The sequence below is a fragment of the Micromonospora sp. NBC_01405 genome (assembly GCF_045040155.1).
Taxonomy (GTDB): Bacteria; Actinomycetota; Actinomycetes; order Mycobacteriales; family Micromonosporaceae; genus Micromonospora.
On sequence record NZ_CP109532.1, the window covers coordinates 3,320,177 to 3,336,499 of the forward strand.

Below are 16,323 nucleotides of genomic sequence, written 5' to 3' on the forward strand. Positions count from 1 at the left end.
TAGGCTTTCCGCTCATGAGCAGTGCCGCGTTCTCCTACGCTCCCTTGCTGCCGACCGGGCCCGATCAGACCGAGTACCGCCTGGTCACCGACGAGGGCGTCGACGTCGTCCACGGGCCGGGCGGGCGCCGTTTCCTGACCGTGGAGCCGGCCGCGCTGACCGCGCTGACCGCCGAGGCGATGCACGACATCGCCCACTACCTCCGCCCCGCGCACCTGGCCCAGCTCCGGTCGATCATCGACGATCCGGCGGCCTCACCGAACGACCGGTTCGTCGCGCTGGACCTGCTGCGCAACGCGAACATCGCCGCCGGCGGGGTGCTGCCGATGTGCCAGGACACCGGCACGGCCATCGTGATGGGCAAACGCGGCCGGCACGTGCTGACCGACGGCGGCGACGCCGAGGCGATCTCCCGGGGCGTGTACCAGGCGTACACGAAGCTGAACCTGCGCTACTCCCAACTCGCCCCGCTGACCATGTGGGACGAGCGGAACACCGGCAGCAACCTGCCGGCGCAGGTGGAGATCTACGCCGAGGACCCGGACGGCCACCCGGACGCGTACAAGTTCCTGTTCATGGCCAAGGGCGGCGGCTCGGCCAACAAGTCGTACCTCTACCAGGAGACCAAGGCGCTGTTGAATCCGACGCGGATGATGCAGTTCCTGGAGGAGAAGCTGCGGCTGATCGGCACCTCGGCCTGCCCGCCGTACCACCTGGCCGTCGTCATCGGCGGCACCAGCGGCGAGTACGCCCTCAAGACCGCCAAGTACGCCTCGGCGAAGTACCTCGACGCGCTGCCCACCTCCGGCTCGATGACCGCGCACGGCTTTCGGGACCTGGAGCTGGAGGCCGAGGTGCTGGAGCTGACCCGCAACTTCGGCATCGGCGCGCAGTTCGGCGGCCGGTACTTCTGCCACGACGTGCGGGTGGTCCGGTTGCCCCGACACGGCGCGTCCTGCCCGGTGGCGATCGCCGTGTCCTGCTCGGCGGACCGGCAGGCCGTTGCCAAGATCACCCCGTCCGGCGTGTGGCTGGAGCGCCTGGAGACCGACCCGGCGCGGTACCTGCCCGACGTCACCGACGAGACGCTCGACGCGTCCGAGGTGGTCCGGGTCGACCTCAACCGGCCGATGGACGACATCCGCGCCGAGCTGTCCAAGTACCCGGTGAAGACCCGACTGTCGCTGACCGGCCCGCTGGTCGTCGCCCGGGACATCGCACACGCGAAGATCGCCGAACGGCTGGACGCGGGCGAGGCGATGCCGCAGTACCTGCGCGACCACGCGGTCTACTACGCCGGCCCGGCCAAGACCCCCGAGGGGTACGCCTCCGGCTCGTTCGGCCCGACCACGGCCGGCCGGATGGACGCGTACGTCGAGAAGTTCCAGGCCGCCGGGGGCTCGATGGTGATGCTGGCCAAGGGCAACCGGTCCGCCCAGGTGACCCGCTCCTGCCAGCAGCACGGGGGCTTCTACCTCGGCTCGATCGGCGGCCCGGCCGCCCGGCTCGCCCAGGACTGCATCCGCCACGTCGAGGTGCTCGAATACGCCGAGCTGGGCATGGAGGCGGTCTGGAAGATCGAGGTGGAGGACTTCCCGGCCTTCGTCGTCGTCGACGACAAGGGCAACGACTTCTTCGCCGAGGTCACCAAGCCCGTGCTCACCGTCGGCCGCCGCTGACCGGTCGGGCCACCGAAGTCGTCGCACGCGAAAGGGGCGCCGGGCGGAAGCCCGACGCCCCTTTCGTCGTCAACCTGCGTCAGGTCGCCCGGCCGACGAGGAACGTGCCGCTGAAGGTCTCCGACACGTGCAGATATTTCGACTTGCGTCGATGCTCCGGCCATCCGGGAAGGAGCTGCGGTGGGGTCGGCGAGAGAGGGAAAAGCCAGGCGGTGACATCGGTGCGCCCGCTCACCAGAGTGGACGGGCGCACCGCCCCCGTCGGATGCCGTGGCCGACAACCACGACCGATTGTGCGGTCCGGCGCTGCCGATCCGCTCTCATCTCGCTATCGGCCTGCAGGTGGCGGCCCGTTATCGCCGGGTTACGCTGCTGGAAGTTCCACGAGGCCAGCGGGGGGCATCCGGTCATGCGGTTCGGGATCCTGGGACCACTGCGGGTGGGCGGCGGCGAGGCCACCGTCACCGCGGCCCGGGACCGCACCGTGCTCGCCCTGCTCCTGCTGCGTTCCGGCCGGGTGGTGCCGGCCGAGGAGCTGATCGACGCGGTGTGGGAGGACCGGCCCCCGGCCACCGCCCGGGCGCAGCTCCAGACCTGCGTGTCCCGGCTTCGCCGGCGCCTCACCGAGTTGGGAATGCCCGCCGACCTGATCCTCACCGACCCGGCCGGCTACGGCATCAGGGTCGCCGCGGTCGAGCTCGACGCGGAACTCTTCGCCGAGCGGGTCGACGCCGCCCGGTCCGCTGTGGCGGCCGGCCGACTGCCGGAGGCGCAGCGCCAGTTCCGGGCCGCGCTCGGGCTGTGGCGCGGGGCCGCCCTGAGCGGTGTCACCAGCCGCACGGTCCGACGCCGTGCCCAGGTCCTCGACGAGCAGCGGACCGCCGCGCTGGAGGAGTGTGTCGACGTCGAGCTGCGGCTCGGCCACGCCGCCGACCTCGTCGACGAGCTGACCGAGGCGGTGGACCGCAACCCGCTGCGGGAGCGGCTGCGCGGCCAGGCGATGCTCGTCCTCTCCGCGGTCGGTCGGCAGGCCGACGCCCTGGCCGTCTACCGCGAGGGCCGACGGCTCTACGCCGAGGAGCTGGGCATCGAGCCCGGCGCGGCGTTGCAGGAGCTGCACCAGCGGGTTCTCGCCGGCGACCTGGCGTTGGCCGGTTCCGGTCGAGGGCCGGCCGCCCCGGTGCGGGGCCTGCCCCGGGCGATCAGCGACTTCACCGGGCGGCAGCAGACAATCGCCCGGCTGGTCAAGGAGATCGAGGAGGACGACGCCCGGGTCCAGCTCATCGACGGGATGGCCGGCAGCGGCAAGACGACCCTCGCGGTGCATCTGGCCACCGCCCTCGGCGACCGCTACCCGGACGCGCACCTCTTCGTCGACCTGCACGGGCACAGCGAGCGGGAGCCGCTGTCGCCGGCCACCGTGCTGGCCGGGCTGCTGCGCCAGCTCGGCGTGCCCGGCGAGCGTGTCCCCAGCGACGCCGACGAGCGGGCCGCGCTCTGGCGCAGCGAACTCGCCGGCCGGCGGGCCGTGGTGGTGCTCGACAACGCGGCCAGCGCCGCGCAGGTGGCGCCGCTGCTGCCCAGCGGCCGGGGCTGCCTCACCCTGATCACCAGCCGGCGGCGGCTGACCGGTCTGGACGGCGGGAGGCCCTCCTCGCTGACCGTCCTGGAGTCGGACGAGGCGGTTGAGCTGCTCGCCCGGGTGGCGGGCGTCGACCGGGTGGCCGCCGAGCCGGTCGCCGCCGCCGAGGTGGTCCGGCGTTGCGGCCACCTCCCGCTGGCGATCCGGCTCGCGGGCGCCCGGCTCGCCCACCGGCCGAGCTGGCGGGTCGCCGACCTCGCCGCCCGGCTGGCCGCCGGGCGCGACGCCCTCACCGAGCTGGTCGCGGGCGAACGCTCCGTCGGTCAGGCCTTCGCCCTGTCGTACGCGCAGGTGAGCCCGGCGGCGCAGCGGATGTTCCGGCTGCTCGGGCTGCACCCGGGGGCGTTCTTCGACAACCGGGTGGCGGCGGCGGTAGCGGACCTGCCCGTGTCCGACGTGCAGGACCTGCTCGACGACCTGGTCGACGCGCACCTCGTCGAGGAGCCGGAGCGGGGCCGGTTCCGCTTCCACGACCTGGTCCGCGACTACGCCCGGCACCGGCTGGTCGAGCCGGGGGCGGTCGAGGCGCGGGGGGCGGCGTTGGAGCGGCTGCTCAACTTCCACCTGCACACCGGCGCGGAGCTCGCCCGCCTGGTCAACCGGTCGGCCAGCAACGCCCCCTTCGCGCTGCCGCCGGTGGGGCGTCCCGATTTGGTCCGCTGCTGCCTGACCGATGGCCAGGACTGGCTGGACGAGAACCGGGCGACGCTGGTGGCGCTGGTGCGGCTGGCCGAGCAGGAGGGCCGCGACCGGTACTGCTGGCAGTTGGCACGGGCCTGCTGGAGCTACTGGTTCTCCGAGGGGCACCTCGACGAGCTGATCGAGGCGCACGAGGCCGGGCTGCGCGCCGCCGAGCGGCTGGGCGACGACGTCGCGATCGCCACCATGCACAACTACCTCGCCTCCGGCCACCACCGCCTTGGCCGCTACCGGGAGGCGCTGGCGTCGATGAAGGTCGCCCTGCGGTTGCGGGAACGCCTGGGCGACCGGATCGGTCAGGCGGGCACCCACAAGAACGTGGCCGCGGTCCTCTCGGTCACCGGCGACCTCACCACGGCACTGGCGCATCTGGACATGGCGCTGGCGCTGCTGCGGGCCGAGAGGCACGACGGCGGGATCGTCGCCACCTTCACGAACCAGGCGTCGATCCTGCTGATGGCCGGCCGGCCGGACGAGTCCCTGGCGGTCTCCCGCCGGCAGCTCGCCCTGGCCCGGTCCGGCGGCACCCTCTACGACGTGGCGAACGCGGTGGGACACGTCGGCATGGCCCGGGCCCGTCTGGGGCACGGCGAGGTGGCCGTGCGTCGCCTGCACGTCGCGCTGCGACTCAAGCACCGGCTCGGCAACCGGTACGGCGTCGGCGAGCTGCTCAACGAGATGGGCGTCATCGAGCGCGCGGCGGGTCGTCCCGAGGGCGCGGCGGCCCGGCACCGGGAGGCGCTGGTCGCCATGACCGAGGTGGGCGACCGGGCCGGGCAGTGCTCGTCCCGCAACCTGCTGGCCCGGGCGCTGCTCGACCAGGGGGACCGGGCCAGCGCGCTGGACCTGTACCGCCGGGTGCTCGGCGACGCGCTGCGGCTCGACGTCCGCTACGAGCAGGGCCGGGCGCTGGACGGCATCGCCCGCTGCCTGCGGCCCGTCGACCCGGCAGCCGCCCGGTCCCACTGGCTCCGGGCCCTGGGGCTGTTCCGGCAGGTCGGCTCGCCGGACCGGCACGAGGTCGAGCGGCTGCTCGCCGGGTTGGACTGAGCGATCATCTGCGGCCCGGCGGCGGTCGGGGCAGGATGGTGGGCGTGACGACTCCAGAGGCAGCGGGCTACCGGATCGAACGCGACTCGATGGGCGAGGTGGAGGTGCCCGCCGAGGCGCTGTGGCGGGCGCAGACCCAGCGCGCGGTACAGAACTTCCCGATCTCCGGGCGGGGGATCGAGCCGGCCCAGATCAAGGCCCTGGCCCAGATCAAGGGCGCGGCTGCCCAGGTGAACGGCGAGCTGGGCGTGATCGACGCGGACGTAGCCGCCGCGATCGCCGCCGCCGCCGCGCACGTGGCCGACGGCGGGTACGACGACCAGTTCCCGATCGACGTGTTCCAGACCGGCTCGGGCACCTCGTCCAACATGAACACCAACGAGGTGATCGCCACCCTGGCCGGCCGGGAGCTGGGCCGGGACGTGCACCCGAACGACGACGTGAACGCGTCCCAGTCCAGCAACGACGTCTTCCCGTCCTCGATCCACCTGGCCGCCACCCAGTTCGTCGTGGAGGACCTGGTGCCGGCGCTGACCCACCTCGCCGAGGCGCTGGAGGCCAAGTCGGCCGAGTTCGAGACCGTGGTCAAGGCCGGCCGCACCCACCTGATGGACGCCACGCCGGTCACCCTGGGCCAGGAGTTCGGTGGGTACGCCGCCCAGGTCCGCTATGGCGTCGAACGGCTGGAGGGGGCGCTGCCCCGGCTGGCCGAGCTGCCGCTCGGCGGCACCGCCGTGGGCACCGGGATCAACACCCCGTTCGGCTTCGCCGCGGCGGTGATCGCCAAGCTGCGCGAGTCCACCGGCCTGCCGCTGACCGAGGCGCGCAACCACTTCGAGGCGCAGGGCGCCCGGGACGCGCTGGTGGAGACGTCCGGGCAGCTCCGGACCATCGCGGTCGGCCTCTACAAGATCGCCAACGACATCCGGTGGATGGGCTCGGGCCCCCGGGCCGGCCTGCGCGAGCTGCGCATTCCGGACCTCCAACCCGGCTCGTCGATCATGCCGGGGAAGGTGAACCCGGTCGTCGCCGAGGCCGTCCGGCAGGTCTGCGCCCAGGTGGTCGGCAACGACGCCACGGTCGGCTTCGCCGGCTCGCAGGGCGACTTCGAGCTGAACGTCATGCTGCCGGTGATGGCCCGCAACCTGCTTGAGTCGATCCGGCTGATCGCCGCGTCGAGCCGCCTGCTCGCCGACCGCTGCGTGGCCGGCCTGGTCGCGAACGCCGACGTCTGCCTGGCGTACGCCGAGGGCTCGCCGTCGATCGTCACCCCCCTGAACCGTCACCTCGGGTACGACGAGGCCGCCTCGATCGCCAAGGAAGCGCTGGCCAAGGAGATGTCCATCCGGGACGTGGTGATCGCCCGGGGTCACGTGGCCGACGGCAGGCTCACCGCGGACCAGCTCGACGAGGCCCTCGACCTGCTCCGGATGACCCATCCCTGACCGGTGAGCCGTGCGGTGGCGCAGGCCGGGGCGTGCGCGGGTCAGGGCGTGGCGCAGGCCCGGCACAGCTTCCGTAGGCTGCGGAGCGTCGGAGCGGACCACCATCGGCGTGGAGGGCGGTTGTCGATGACCGATGGAAAGATGACGGCAGCGGCCTTCCTGGTCGCGGAACTGGGCCGGGCGCGGATGCGTCAAGGCCGGAGTAAGGACCCGACGGGGCCGGTGTTGACCGTCGGCTCGGCCTCGTGGCTGGCCTTTGTCGCGGCGATGCCGCAGTGATCGGAGAGATAGTGCTCGATCCGGAGATCCTGGAGCGGCTCGAGCGGGAACGGATCGTCTGGCTGTGCACGGTGCGACCGGACGGGTCGCCGCACGTCACGCCGGTCTGGTTCCTGTACCGGGACGGCGAGTGGTGGATCTGCACGCAGGAGCGGAACCGGAAGACCCGTAACATTGTTGCTGATCCCCGGGTGTCGCTGGCGCTGCCGGACGGCGTGTACCCGGTGGTGGCGGAGGGCGCGGTCACCATCGTGCGTTCGTCCTTCCCGGAGTGGGCCGTCGACGGTTTTCGCCGCAAGTACGACTGGGACGTCACAGCCACGGCCGGGCCTGCCGGGGACAACATCCTGCTTCGCGTCGCCGTCTCCCGTTGGCTGATGACGGACACTTCCTCCTGATCGCGCTTTCCCAGTCGCCCGCCGGCTGCGCCGGTCGGCGTGGACGGGGACGCCCCGGTCGTCGAGGGCAGGTAGCGGCGCGACGTGGGTCAGGGGCGGGTGGCGGCCCTGCGGGCCCGGTAGGCGGTGACCGCGGCGCGGTTTCCGCAGCTCGCGTCGCAGTACCGCCGGGAACGGTTCTTCGACAGGTCGACCAGCACGTTGTCGCAGTCCGGGTGGTCGCACACGCGCAGTCGGCTCAGCTCGCCGCTGCGTACCAGGTCGGCCAGGGCCATCGCGGCCTCGACCGCCATCCGGGTGGCCAGCGGTGCGTCCCTGGGCACGGCGTGCAGGTGGTACGGCTCGTCGTCGTGCCGGACGAGCTGCGGCAGCGCCCCGGCCTCGCGCAGCAGCCCGTTGACGATGGCGACGATCCCGCCGGTGTCGGCGTGCCAGATCCGGCGCAGCCGGGGGCGCAGGTCCCGTACGGACCGCAGCTCCGCGTCGGTGTGCTCGTGCCGGCCGGTCCAGCCGTGCGCGGCGAAGAACGCGTCCAGGGCGGCCACGTCGGGTAGTGCCTCGCCGTGGTCGCCGGTGGTGTTGACCAGGGCGGCGGTGGCGATCAGCCCGTATTCGGTGTCATGGGCGAAAAGCAACTTGACTCCTGTCGCGCGACCCGCCTAGCGTCATGAGTGTAAGGCTACTTCACTCATGACGTACTGGGGAATTCGATGCGTCCACGACCCGCCGCCGGCACCGGTCTCGGCCTGGTGCTGCTGTCGGCCGTCACGTTCGCCACCTCGGGCACCTTCGCCCGGTCGCTGATCGAGGCCGGGTGGTCCGCGGAGGCCGCGGTGGTCGCCCGGGTCGGCATCGCCGCCGCCGTCCTCGCGGTGCCCGGGGTGCTGGCCGTGCGCGGCCGGTGGGGCGTGCTGCGGCGCAACCTCGCCCCGGTGGGCGTCTTCGGGCTGCTCGGCGTCGCGCTCGCCCAGGCGTGCTTCTTCAACGCCGTCCGCTACCTCCCGGTCGGCGTGGCGCTGCTGCTGGAGTACCTGGGCATCATCCTCGTGGTCGGCTGGATGTGGCTGGTCCACGGGCAGCGCCCGCGCCGGCTGACCGTGGCCGGGGCGGGCGCCGCGCTGGCCGGCCTCGTCGGCGTCCTCGACCTGACCGGCGCCGGCCGCCTCGACCCGGTCGGCGTGTTGTGGGGGCTGGGCGCGGCGGTCGGGCTCGCCGGGTACTTCGTGGTCGCCGGCCGCCTCGACGACGGCCTGCCGTCCGTGACGATGGCCAGCGCCGGCATGGCCGTCGGCGCGGCGGTCCTGCTCCTGCTGGGCCTGGCCGGGGTGCTGCCGCTGCGGGCCACCTTCGGCGAGGTGACCTTCGCGGGGCAACACACCAGCTGGCTGGTCCCCATCGCCGGCCTGTCGCTGGTCGCCGCGGTGGTCGCGTACCTGGCCGGGATCGCCGGAACCCGGATCCTCGGGGCCCGGCTCTCCTCGTTCGTCGGGCTGACCGAGGTGATGTTCGCGGTGCTCATCGCCTGGCTGGTGCTGGGCGAGCTGCCGACCGTCGTGCAGCTGTTCGGCGGCGCCCTGATCGTCGCCGGGGTCGCCCTGGTCCGCCTCGACGAGCTGCGCGGGTCGCCCGTCGACGACCGGCCGGGCGGCCGTCCCGTCGAGCCCGCGCTCGCCACCGAGGGCTGACGCCCCCACGGTCGCGCCGGTGGGTGGGAGGCTGGCCGGATGCTGACCCATGTCGTGTTCGACGCCGACGAGACGCTGATCGACCTGCGCCCGGCGGTCAACGGCGGGCTGGTGGCCGGTCGACCGGCTCTGCGTCGGGCCGCGAGATGAGCGAGGCGTAGCTCCTTGCCCGCCGGGGCGCCCGCCGACGCCGCGATGACAGCGAGCCGGCGAAAGCCTGAATGCCGTGCAATACGGACTCCCAGCTGGCGGAACGCCCATCGGTGCTATGGGATGACTGCCACGTCCCTCAACGAGAGGATCTGATGTGGTGAGCAAGCGCTTCACCGCCGGTGCCGTCGCAACCGCAACGGCGTTGGCACTCACGGTGACCGGCGTGGTGGGCACGGCGAACGCCGAGCCGACCGCAACCCGGGAGTTCACCGTCGTCGCGGAGGCCGGCGTCTCCGCCGACGCGGCGATCGCCGCCATCACCGCCGCGGGCGGTACCGTGGTTTCCCGTACCGACGAGGTCGGTCTGTTCCAGGTCACCAGCGACCGTACCGACTTCGCCAGCCGGGCGACCGCGAACGCGGCCCTGCTCGGCGCGGCCGAGCGCAAGGCGATCGGCCGCAGGCCCAAGCTCGACCGGGTCGAGCAGGAGCACCTCCTCGCCAAGGCCGAGGCGAAGGCCAAGGCCAAGGCCAAGGGCACGGTCGCCAAGCGGGGCAAGAAGATGGACCCGCTGGACGAGAAGCTCTGGGGGCTGGAGATGATCCGGGCCGACGAGGCCCGCAAGGTGGAGCCGGGCGACCGCCGGGTCACCGTCGGCATCCTGGACACCGGTGTCGACGCCAGCAACCCCGACCTCGCGCCGAACTTCAGCTGGTCCCTGTCGCGCAACTTCGCCCCGGACATCCCCGAGATCGACGGGGAGTGCGAGGTGGCGAGCTGCCTCGACCCGGTCGGCACCGACGACGGTGGCCACGGCACCCACGTGGCCGGCACCGTCGGCGCCGCCGCGAACGGGTTCGGTCTCTCCGGCGTCGCCCCGAACGTCACCCTGGTCGAGCTGAAGGGTGGCCAGGACTCCGGCTTCTTCTTCCTCGACCCGGTCGTGAACGCCCTGGTGCACGCGGGCAAGGTCGGCCTCGACGTGGTGAACATGTCCTTCTACGTCGACCCGTGGCTCTACAACTGCACCGCGAACCCGGCCGACTCGCCGCAGGCGCAGACCGAGCAGCGGGCGACCATCGAGGCCATGAAGCGGGCGCTCGACTTCGCCCACCGCAAGGGCGTCACCCTGGTCGGCTCGCTGGGCAACAACCACGAGGACCTGGGCGCGCCGCGCACCGATACCTCCAGCCCGGACTACGGCGCCGACCCGTACGACCGTCCGATCGACAACGCCACCTGCTGGGACCTCCCGGTGGAGGGCCCGCACGTGATCGGCGTGTCGGCGGTCGGCCCCTCCGGCAAGAAGGCCGACTACTCGAACTACGGCACCGAGCAGATCTCGGTCGCCGCGCCGGGTGGCTGGTTCCGCGACGGCTTCGGCACGGACACCTACCGCCTCGACGCCAACATGATCCTCTCCACGTACCCGAAGCACGTGCTCCAGGAGGAGGGATCGGTCGACGAGAACGGCAACATCGTCGAGGGCTTCGAGGAGTCGGTGTTCAAGCAGTGCAAGGCCAACGGCGACTGTGGGTACTACACCTACCTTCAGGGCACCTCGATGGCGTCGCCGCACGTCAGCGGCGTCGCCGCGCTGATCGTCAGCAAGTTCGGCAAGAAGACCCGGGACGGCCTGGGCATGGACCCGGCCAAGGTCGAGCGGCAGCTCTACCGCACCGCCACGGAGCGTGCCTGCCCGGAGCCGCGCCTGCAGACGTACACCAACGAGGGCCGGGACGCCGAGTTCAACGCCTACTGCGCGGGTGACTCGAAGTTCAACGGCTTCTACGGCCACGGGATCATCGACGCGTACGCGGCGGTGAAGACCCGCAGGTGACCACCGGTGCCACCGGGAGGGCCCGGGCGACCACGGTCGCCTGGGCCCTTCGTCGTCCCGGGGATCAACGCCGCCAACCCCGGGCGGCCAGGGCGGCATGGACCTCCCGCGTCAGCGCGGGGAAGTCGTGCCGGAGGCGGCGGCCCGGCGCGTGCAGCACGATCCATCCCGCGCAGACGAGCTGGTTGAGCCGCCGGCGGTCGCGGTGCAACTGCTCGGCGTCGACGTGCGAGTTGCCGTCGTACTCGACCGCGACGCGGAACTCCGGCCAGGCAAGGCCCGGATGCAGGACGAGCCCCGAGGCCAGCTGGACCGGGTGCCGGGCGACCGGGCGGGGCAGCCCGGCGAGGACCAGCCGGACCCGCAACTCGGACTCCGGCGGTGACTGCGCCCCGGGATCGGCCAGGCCGAAGACCCACCTCGCCCGCCGGCCCCCGGGCCGGTCCGCGTTGCGGACCCCGATCGCGGTCAGCGCGTCCCGGGTGGTCAGGCCCTTGCGGAGCAGGCTGTCGACGATCCCGACGGCCCGGAGGGGCTCCAGCCAGACGGCGGTCTCCCAGGCCGCCGTCGCCGGATCGGTGCGGGGGAGCGCCCACGCCGCCGCCGCGACCGCGATCGGCGCCGCCCCGACGACGGTCGGGTCTTCCGGGCACCCCGCGACACCCGCGACACCCGCGACACCCACGGTGCCCACGGCGTTCCGGCCGAGACGCGGCCCGGCGCGAGCGGCGTCGCGCGGTGGTGGCGTCGCGCGGGTGGTGTCGCGTGGCTGCGGCGTCGGGCGGATGGCACCCGGGGCGGGCGATGATGCGGCCCCGATCGTGGCCGGGCCGTGGGCCGGCAGCGAGGAGTGGGCGTACAGCGGAACGTGCGGCGAGAGCGGGGCAGGGGCGCGGAGCGGGACGGGAGTGAGTAGCGCTGCGGGGGCCGGTGGCGAGGTGGAGGGGCGCAGGTCGGTCAGGTGCACCCGGAGCCCCCGCTGGCTGCGCAGCCCCGCCGTGCGGGGGCTGGCCACGTGCACCTCGTCGGAGAACTCGGCGGCGTGCTCGACCCCGTACAGCAGCGCCGCCGACGGGCCGGCGAGCGCCGAGCCCGGGGGCAGTTGCAGGGACGCCGCCCGGCAGGCCAGCGTGTGGTCCAGGTCGAGGCGGGAGTCGGCGTAGATGTCGCGGCGCAGGTTGACCCAGGCCGAGCTGCGTAGCTTGTGCGCGGTGACGAGGCCCAGCCGGATCGCCTCGGAGGCGCGGAAGACCTGCCAGGCGAGGGCGGACGGGCGATCAGGGTGTCGGGGCATGCGCCCAGGTTCCCGGCAGCCGCCGTGCCTGGATACCCCTGTGGACAACGCCCCGCCCGGTCGACCGATCCCCCTGTGGACAACCAGCCGGATGCCCTCCAGCTGTGCTAATGGCCTCCTCCCGACGCGTCGGGGCCCGGCGGTCGGCGGCCGGCGTCAGGGGGCGAGGGCGGTGGCGACGGCGCTGGCCGCCGCGAGCACCTGCTCGCCGACCACCTCCGGGTCCAGCGGGGCCAGCGCGACCACCCCGACGCTCGCCTCCAGGCCCGGCACGCCGAGTACCGGCGCGGCCACCCCGTACGCGCCGGGCTGCAACTCGCCGCTGGTGCTCACCGGGTCGGCGGAGCCCGACCGGCCGCCGAGGATGGCCCGACCGGCCGCCCCCCGCTCCAACGGGTGCCGCGTCCCCGTCCGGTACGCCACGTGCAACGACGTCCAGCTCGGCTCCACCACCGCCAGCGCGACCCCCTCGCCGCCCTCGACCACGGTGAGGTGGGCGGTCGCGCCGGCCTGCTCGGCGAGCCGGCGCAGGGCTGGCAGCGCGCCCTCGGCGAGCAGCGGCTGGGCCCGGCGGGCCAGGTGCAGCACCCCCGCGCCGAGGCGCAACCGGCCGTCGCCGTCCCGCCGTACCATGCCGTGCCCGCTCAGCGCGCCGACCAGCCGGTAGACGGCCGCCCGGCCGATGCCCAGCAGGTTCGCCGCCTCGGTGACTGTCAGCCCGCCCGGGGCGTCGGCGACCAGGTGCAGCAGCCGCAGCCCGCGGTCCAGCGTCTGGGCCGTTTCGCCCCCGCGCGCCCCGTCGCCGGGTCGCGCCGTCGTGCCGTACTGCCGTGCCGCCTCATCCACGAGGGCAGCGTACGACCCGGCACCGGGCGTCCCTGGAATGCGTGGACGGCTACCCTTGTGAGGTGACGCTACGCCTGTATGACACCGCCACCCGATCGGTGCGGGACTTTGTCCCGCAGGAAGCCGGCAAGGTGGGGGTCTACCTGTGTGGTCTCACCCTCCAAGCACCCCCGCACATCGGTCACCTTCGCTCCGGCGTCAACTACGACGTGCTGCGCCGCTGGCTGCTGGCAAAGGGGTTCGAGGTCCGGTTCATCCGCAACCTGACCGACATCGACGACAAGATCCTGGTCAAGGCCGTCGAGCAGGGCCGGCCGTTCTGGTCGATCGCGTACGCCAACGAGCGGGCGCTGACCGGCGCGTACCAGGCGCTGAACGTGCTGCCGCCGACGTACGAGCCGCGGGCCACCGGGCACATCCCGGAGATGCACGAGCTGATCGCGAAGCTGATCGACACCGGGCATGCCTACCCGGCCACCGACGGCTCCGGCGACGTCTACTTCGACGTGGCCTCCTGGCCGGCCTACGGCGCGCTCTCGGGCCAGTCGCCCGACGCCATGCAGGCCGCCGGCGACGCCCAGGAGCGGGGCAAGCGTGACCCGCGCGACTTCGCGCTGTGGAAGGGCGTGAAGCCCGACGAGCCGGCCGACGCGTACTGGCCCTCGCCGTGGGGCCGTGGGCGGCCCGGCTGGCACATCGAGTGCTCGGCGATGTGCTGGCGCTACCTGGGCACCGAGTTCGACATCCACGGCGGCGGGCTCGACCTGACCTTTCCGCACCACGAGAACGAGATCGCCCAGTCGCAGGCCGCCGGCCTGCCGTTCGCCCGTTACTGGGTGCACCACGGGCTGCTCAGCATCGGCGGCGCGAAGATGGGCAAGTCGACCGGCAACGCTCTCGACCTGGCGTACGTCGCGTCGCTCGGGGTGCGCCCGATCGAGCTGCGTTACTACTACGCGGTCGCGCACTACCGTTCGTTGATCGACTACACCGAGGACTCGCTGCGCGAGTGGGCGACCGGCTTCCGGCGGATCGAGGGGTTCGTCCAGCGGGCCGCCGAGCGGGTCGGCCCGGGTGAGTTCGGGAAACTGCCGGAGGACTTCGTCGCCGCGATGGACGACGACCTGAACACCTCGGCCGCGTTCGCGGTGCTCCAGGAGATGATCCGGGACGGCAACAGCGCGCTGACCTCCGGCGACGATGTGACCGTCCGCACGGCGCTCGCCTCCGTGCGGGCGATGCTGGATATCCTCGGGATCGACCCCCTGGACGAGGCCTGGACGGGCGGCGGTCGCGTGGATGACCTGCGCGACGTGATGGACTCGCTGGTCGCGCTGGCCCTGGAGCAGCGCGCGCAGGCCCGCAGCCGCAAGGACTGGGCTGCCGCGGACGCCGTCCGCGACCAGCTCAAGCAGGCCGGTGTGATGATCGAGGACACCCCCCAGGGCCCCCGTTGGACTATTGGAGAGCAGGACTGATGGCCGGCAACTCGCAGCGCCGTGGCCGGCGACTGACGTCGAAGGCAGGCGCCCCGAAGGGCTCCGGAGGCAAGAACAAGGACTCCCTCGCGGGCCGGGGCAGGACCCTGCCCGCCGACGAGCGCCCCTGGCACAAGGGGTACTCGGGCACCGAGAAGCTGCCGCAGCGCACCGCCTGGAAGCAGGACAAGGAGCTCCGGGCGGCGTCCGAGGAGGGGCGTGCCCCGAAGATCGGCAAGCCGGGCACCAAGGACACCACCTGGGGCAGGGGCGGCGGTCGGGGCGTTCCGGTCGGCCGGGGCGCCGGGGCTGCCGGCCGGGGCGGCAAGCCGACCGGCCGCACCGGCCCCCGGGTCGCGCCGGGCCGCAAGTCCAACCCGTCGAAGGACAGCCCCGAGCTGCTGGTCGGGCGGAACCCGGTGCTGGAGTCGCTGCGCACCCAGGTGCCGGCCACCGCGCTCTACATCGCCCAGGGCATCGAGAGCGACGACCGGATCAACGAGATCATCCGCACCGCCGCCGACCGGGGCATCGCACTCCTTGAGATCAGCCGGGCCGAGCTGGACCGGATGACCGGCGGCGTGCTGCACCAGGGCGTCGGCCTCCAGGTGCCGCCGTTCGCGTACGAGTCCTTCGACGACATGGTCGCCGCGTCGCTGGAGCAGACCGCCCCGCTGCTGGTGGCGCTGGACGGCGTCACCGACCCGCGCAACCTCGGCGCGGTGATCCGGTCCGCCGCCGCGTTCGGCGCGCAGGGTGTCTTCGTGCCGGAGCGGCGGGCTGCCGGGATCACCGCGACCGCCTGGCGGACCAGCGCCGGCGCGGCGGCGCGGGTGCCCGTCGCCCAGGTCACCAACCTGACCCGGTCGCTCAAGGCCTGCCGGGACGCCGGCTTCATGGTCGTCGGCCTTGACGCCGACGGCGAGACCGACCTGTACGACCTGGAGGCCGCCGTCGGGCCGCTGGTCGTGGTGGTCGGCTCGGAGGGACGCGGGCTGTCCCGGCTGGTCGGCGAGACCTGCGACCTGACCGTGAGCATCCCGATGATCTCCGAGGTGGAGTCGCTCAACGCCAGCGTCGCCGCCGCGGTGGCCCTCGCCGAGGTGTCCCGCCGCCGGGCCGCCGAGGGCTGATCCCGCAGACACGGAAAGGGGCGGCCCGCCGAGATGCGGGCCGCCCCTTTCGCCTGTCCGGGGCCTACAGCTGCCGGCTCCAGGCGAAGATGATCAACGTTCCGAACAGCGCGACCACCACGGTGGCCAGAACGAGCCAGGGGGCCCGTCGTGCGCCGTGCAGGGCCAGCGTCAGCCGGTGGTGAACGGCGGCGATGCCGGCCAGGGCGGCCAGCCCGGCCAGGGCGAACGGGATGCCGATCAGAAAGTGCGCGAGCCAGGCGCCCGCCAGGGTGGGACCGCCCCAGGCATTGTCGAACGGCCCGGGCTCGACGAAGCCGTACAGGACACCGCGCGCCACGATGAGCAGGACGGCCCCGAGCGGCACCAGCGCGGCGGCACCCAGCAGCAGGCTCAGCGCGGCGTGGTTGACGACGGCCACCGGCCCTGGCCGGCGGGTCGGTTCCGCGCCGGGCGCGCCCAGCAGACGGGTGCGCAGGCCGTTCCACCACCCCGCCACCGACCGCCCCTGACCGAGTAGCCCGGCCGGCAGCGCGACCAGCGCGACCGGGAGCAGCGCCGCACAGTAGAGCAGGCTCCGGATCATCGACCGGATGACCCGGTGCGCCCGGCGAGGTCGTGACGGACGGGCCTGGGACAGGGGGTCGACCGTGGTCGGCATGGCGTCCTCGATTCTCCGCGGGCGCGTCGAACCTATGCCGT

The 16,323-nt window shown here is 73.3% G+C and carries 13 protein-coding genes and 1 pseudogene; 10 read left to right on the forward strand and 4 right to left on the reverse strand.

All coding sequences use genetic code 11. The features are described from left to right. Window positions 1–14 precede the first annotated feature (14 nt). The 5 genes from OG559_RS14090 to OG559_RS14110 all read left to right on the forward strand — a co-directional run bounded on the left by OG559_RS14090 (window position 15) and on the right by OG559_RS14110 (window position 7,192). Window positions 15–1,679 carry a fumarate hydratase gene (locus OG559_RS14090; RefSeq protein ID WP_396670552.1) on the forward strand — a complete coding sequence of 555 codons (1,665 nt, stop codon included), beginning with the start codon at window positions 15–17 and terminating at the stop codon, window positions 1,677–1,679. Between the two features lie 409 nt (window positions 1,680–2,088). After that, a complete protein-coding gene (locus OG559_RS14095; RefSeq protein WP_405115836.1) occupies window positions 2,089–5,070 on the forward strand; it encodes a BTAD domain-containing putative transcriptional regulator in 2,982 nt (993 codons plus the stop codon). Window positions 5,071–5,105: 35 nt separating this feature from the next. Next, window positions 5,106–6,515, forward strand: a complete 1,410-nt coding sequence (locus tag OG559_RS14100) for a class II fumarate hydratase (protein ID WP_350881497.1) — start codon at window positions 5,106–5,108, stop codon at window positions 6,513–6,515. Between the two features lie 126 nt (window positions 6,516–6,641). Continuing rightward, window positions 6,642–6,794, forward strand: a complete 153-nt coding sequence (locus OG559_RS14105; RefSeq protein ID WP_405115838.1) for a DUF397 domain-containing protein — start codon at window positions 6,642–6,644, stop codon at window positions 6,792–6,794. Beyond that, window positions 6,791–7,192 carry a pyridoxamine 5'-phosphate oxidase family protein gene (locus OG559_RS14110; RefSeq protein WP_405115840.1) on the forward strand — a complete coding sequence of 134 codons (402 nt, stop codon included), beginning with the start codon at window positions 6,791–6,793 and terminating at the stop codon, window positions 7,190–7,192. Before OG559_RS14105 ends, OG559_RS14110 begins: the two co-directional genes overlap by 4 nt. Window positions 7,193–7,281: 89 nt before the next feature. On the opposite strand, the gene OG559_RS14115 is transcribed toward OG559_RS14110, so the two are convergent. Next, on the reverse strand, window positions 7,282–7,827 hold the full coding sequence (locus tag OG559_RS14115; protein ID WP_405115842.1) for a CGNR zinc finger domain-containing protein: 546 nt from the start codon (window positions 7,825–7,827) through the stop codon (window positions 7,282–7,284). A 75-nt stretch (window positions 7,828–7,902) separates the two neighbouring features. Between OG559_RS14115 and OG559_RS14120 the strand changes: the two genes are divergently transcribed. From OG559_RS14120 to OG559_RS14130, 3 genes and pseudogenes are all read left to right on the forward strand, one after another. Beyond that, window positions 7,903–8,877: an EamA family transporter gene (locus tag OG559_RS14120; RefSeq protein ID WP_405115844.1), complete on the forward strand. Its 975-nt coding sequence runs from the start codon at window positions 7,903–7,905 to the stop codon at window positions 8,875–8,877. Between the two features lie 39 nt (window positions 8,878–8,916). Continuing rightward, window positions 8,917–9,015: pseudogene (locus tag OG559_RS14125) on the forward strand (HAD family hydrolase); the annotation flags it as partial. A gap of 172 nt (window positions 9,016–9,187) precedes the next feature. Beyond that, window positions 9,188–10,870, forward strand: coding sequence for a S8 family serine peptidase (locus OG559_RS14130; protein WP_405115846.1), 1,683 nt, complete (start codon window positions 9,188–9,190; stop codon window positions 10,868–10,870). A 64-nt stretch (window positions 10,871–10,934) separates the two neighbouring features. Here the strand turns inward: OG559_RS14130 and OG559_RS14135 are convergent, their stop codons facing one another. Both OG559_RS14135 and OG559_RS14140 read right to left on the reverse strand, forming a co-directional pair. Continuing rightward, window positions 10,935–12,164 (reverse strand): endonuclease domain-containing protein, encoded by a 1,230-nt coding sequence (locus tag OG559_RS14135; protein ID WP_405115848.1) that lies wholly within the window; start codon window positions 12,162–12,164, stop codon window positions 10,935–10,937. Window positions 12,165–12,320: 156 nt separating this feature from the next. Further along, window positions 12,321–13,010: an IclR family transcriptional regulator gene (locus OG559_RS14140; protein WP_405115850.1), complete on the reverse strand. Its 690-nt coding sequence runs from the start codon at window positions 13,008–13,010 to the stop codon at window positions 12,321–12,323. A 62-nt stretch (window positions 13,011–13,072) separates the two neighbouring features. Here OG559_RS14140 and cysS point away from each other — a divergent pair, with 62 nt between their 5' ends. Beyond that, window positions 13,073–14,488: a cysteine--tRNA ligase gene (gene cysS / locus OG559_RS14145; protein ID WP_405115852.1), complete on the forward strand. Its 1,416-nt coding sequence runs from the start codon at window positions 13,073–13,075 to the stop codon at window positions 14,486–14,488. After that, a complete protein-coding gene (rlmB, locus tag OG559_RS14150; protein ID WP_405115854.1) occupies window positions 14,488–15,621 on the forward strand; it encodes a 23S rRNA (guanosine(2251)-2'-O)-methyltransferase RlmB in 1,134 nt (377 codons plus the stop codon). Before cysS ends, rlmB begins: the two co-directional genes overlap by 1 nt. Window positions 15,622–15,685: 64 nt before the next feature. Here rlmB and OG559_RS14155 read toward each other — a convergent pair whose 3' ends face one another. Then, window positions 15,686–16,282: a hypothetical protein gene (locus OG559_RS14155; RefSeq protein WP_405115856.1), complete on the reverse strand. Its 597-nt coding sequence runs from the start codon at window positions 16,280–16,282 to the stop codon at window positions 15,686–15,688. Between the last annotated feature and the right edge of the window lie 41 nt (window positions 16,283–16,323).

What these genes read in the sequence shown, in the direction of transcription:
- OG559_RS14135 (WP_405115848.1), bottom strand. Translation starts at nt 12,164, where the DNA reads ATGCCCCGACACCCTGATCGCCCGTCCGCCCTCGCCTGGCAGGTCTTC.
- OG559_RS14100 (WP_350881497.1), top strand. Translation starts at nt 5,106, where the DNA reads ATGGTGGGCGTGACGACTCCAGAGGCAGCGGGCTACCGGATCGAACGC.
- OG559_RS14155 (WP_405115856.1), bottom strand. Translation starts at nt 16,282, where the DNA reads ATGCCGACCACGGTCGACCCCCTGTCCCAGGCCCGTCCGTCACGACCT.
- OG559_RS14090 (WP_396670552.1), top strand. Translation starts at nt 15, where the DNA reads ATGAGCAGTGCCGCGTTCTCCTACGCTCCCTTGCTGCCGACCGGGCCC.
- rlmB (WP_405115854.1), top strand. Translation starts at nt 14,488, where the DNA reads ATGGCCGGCAACTCGCAGCGCCGTGGCCGGCGACTGACGTCGAAGGCA.
- OG559_RS14120 (WP_405115844.1), top strand. Translation starts at nt 7,903, where the DNA reads ATGCGTCCACGACCCGCCGCCGGCACCGGTCTCGGCCTGGTGCTGCTG.
- OG559_RS14105 (WP_405115838.1), top strand. Translation starts at nt 6,642, where the DNA reads ATGACCGATGGAAAGATGACGGCAGCGGCCTTCCTGGTCGCGGAACTG.
- OG559_RS14095 (WP_405115836.1), top strand. Translation starts at nt 2,089, where the DNA reads ATGCGGTTCGGGATCCTGGGACCACTGCGGGTGGGCGGCGGCGAGGCC.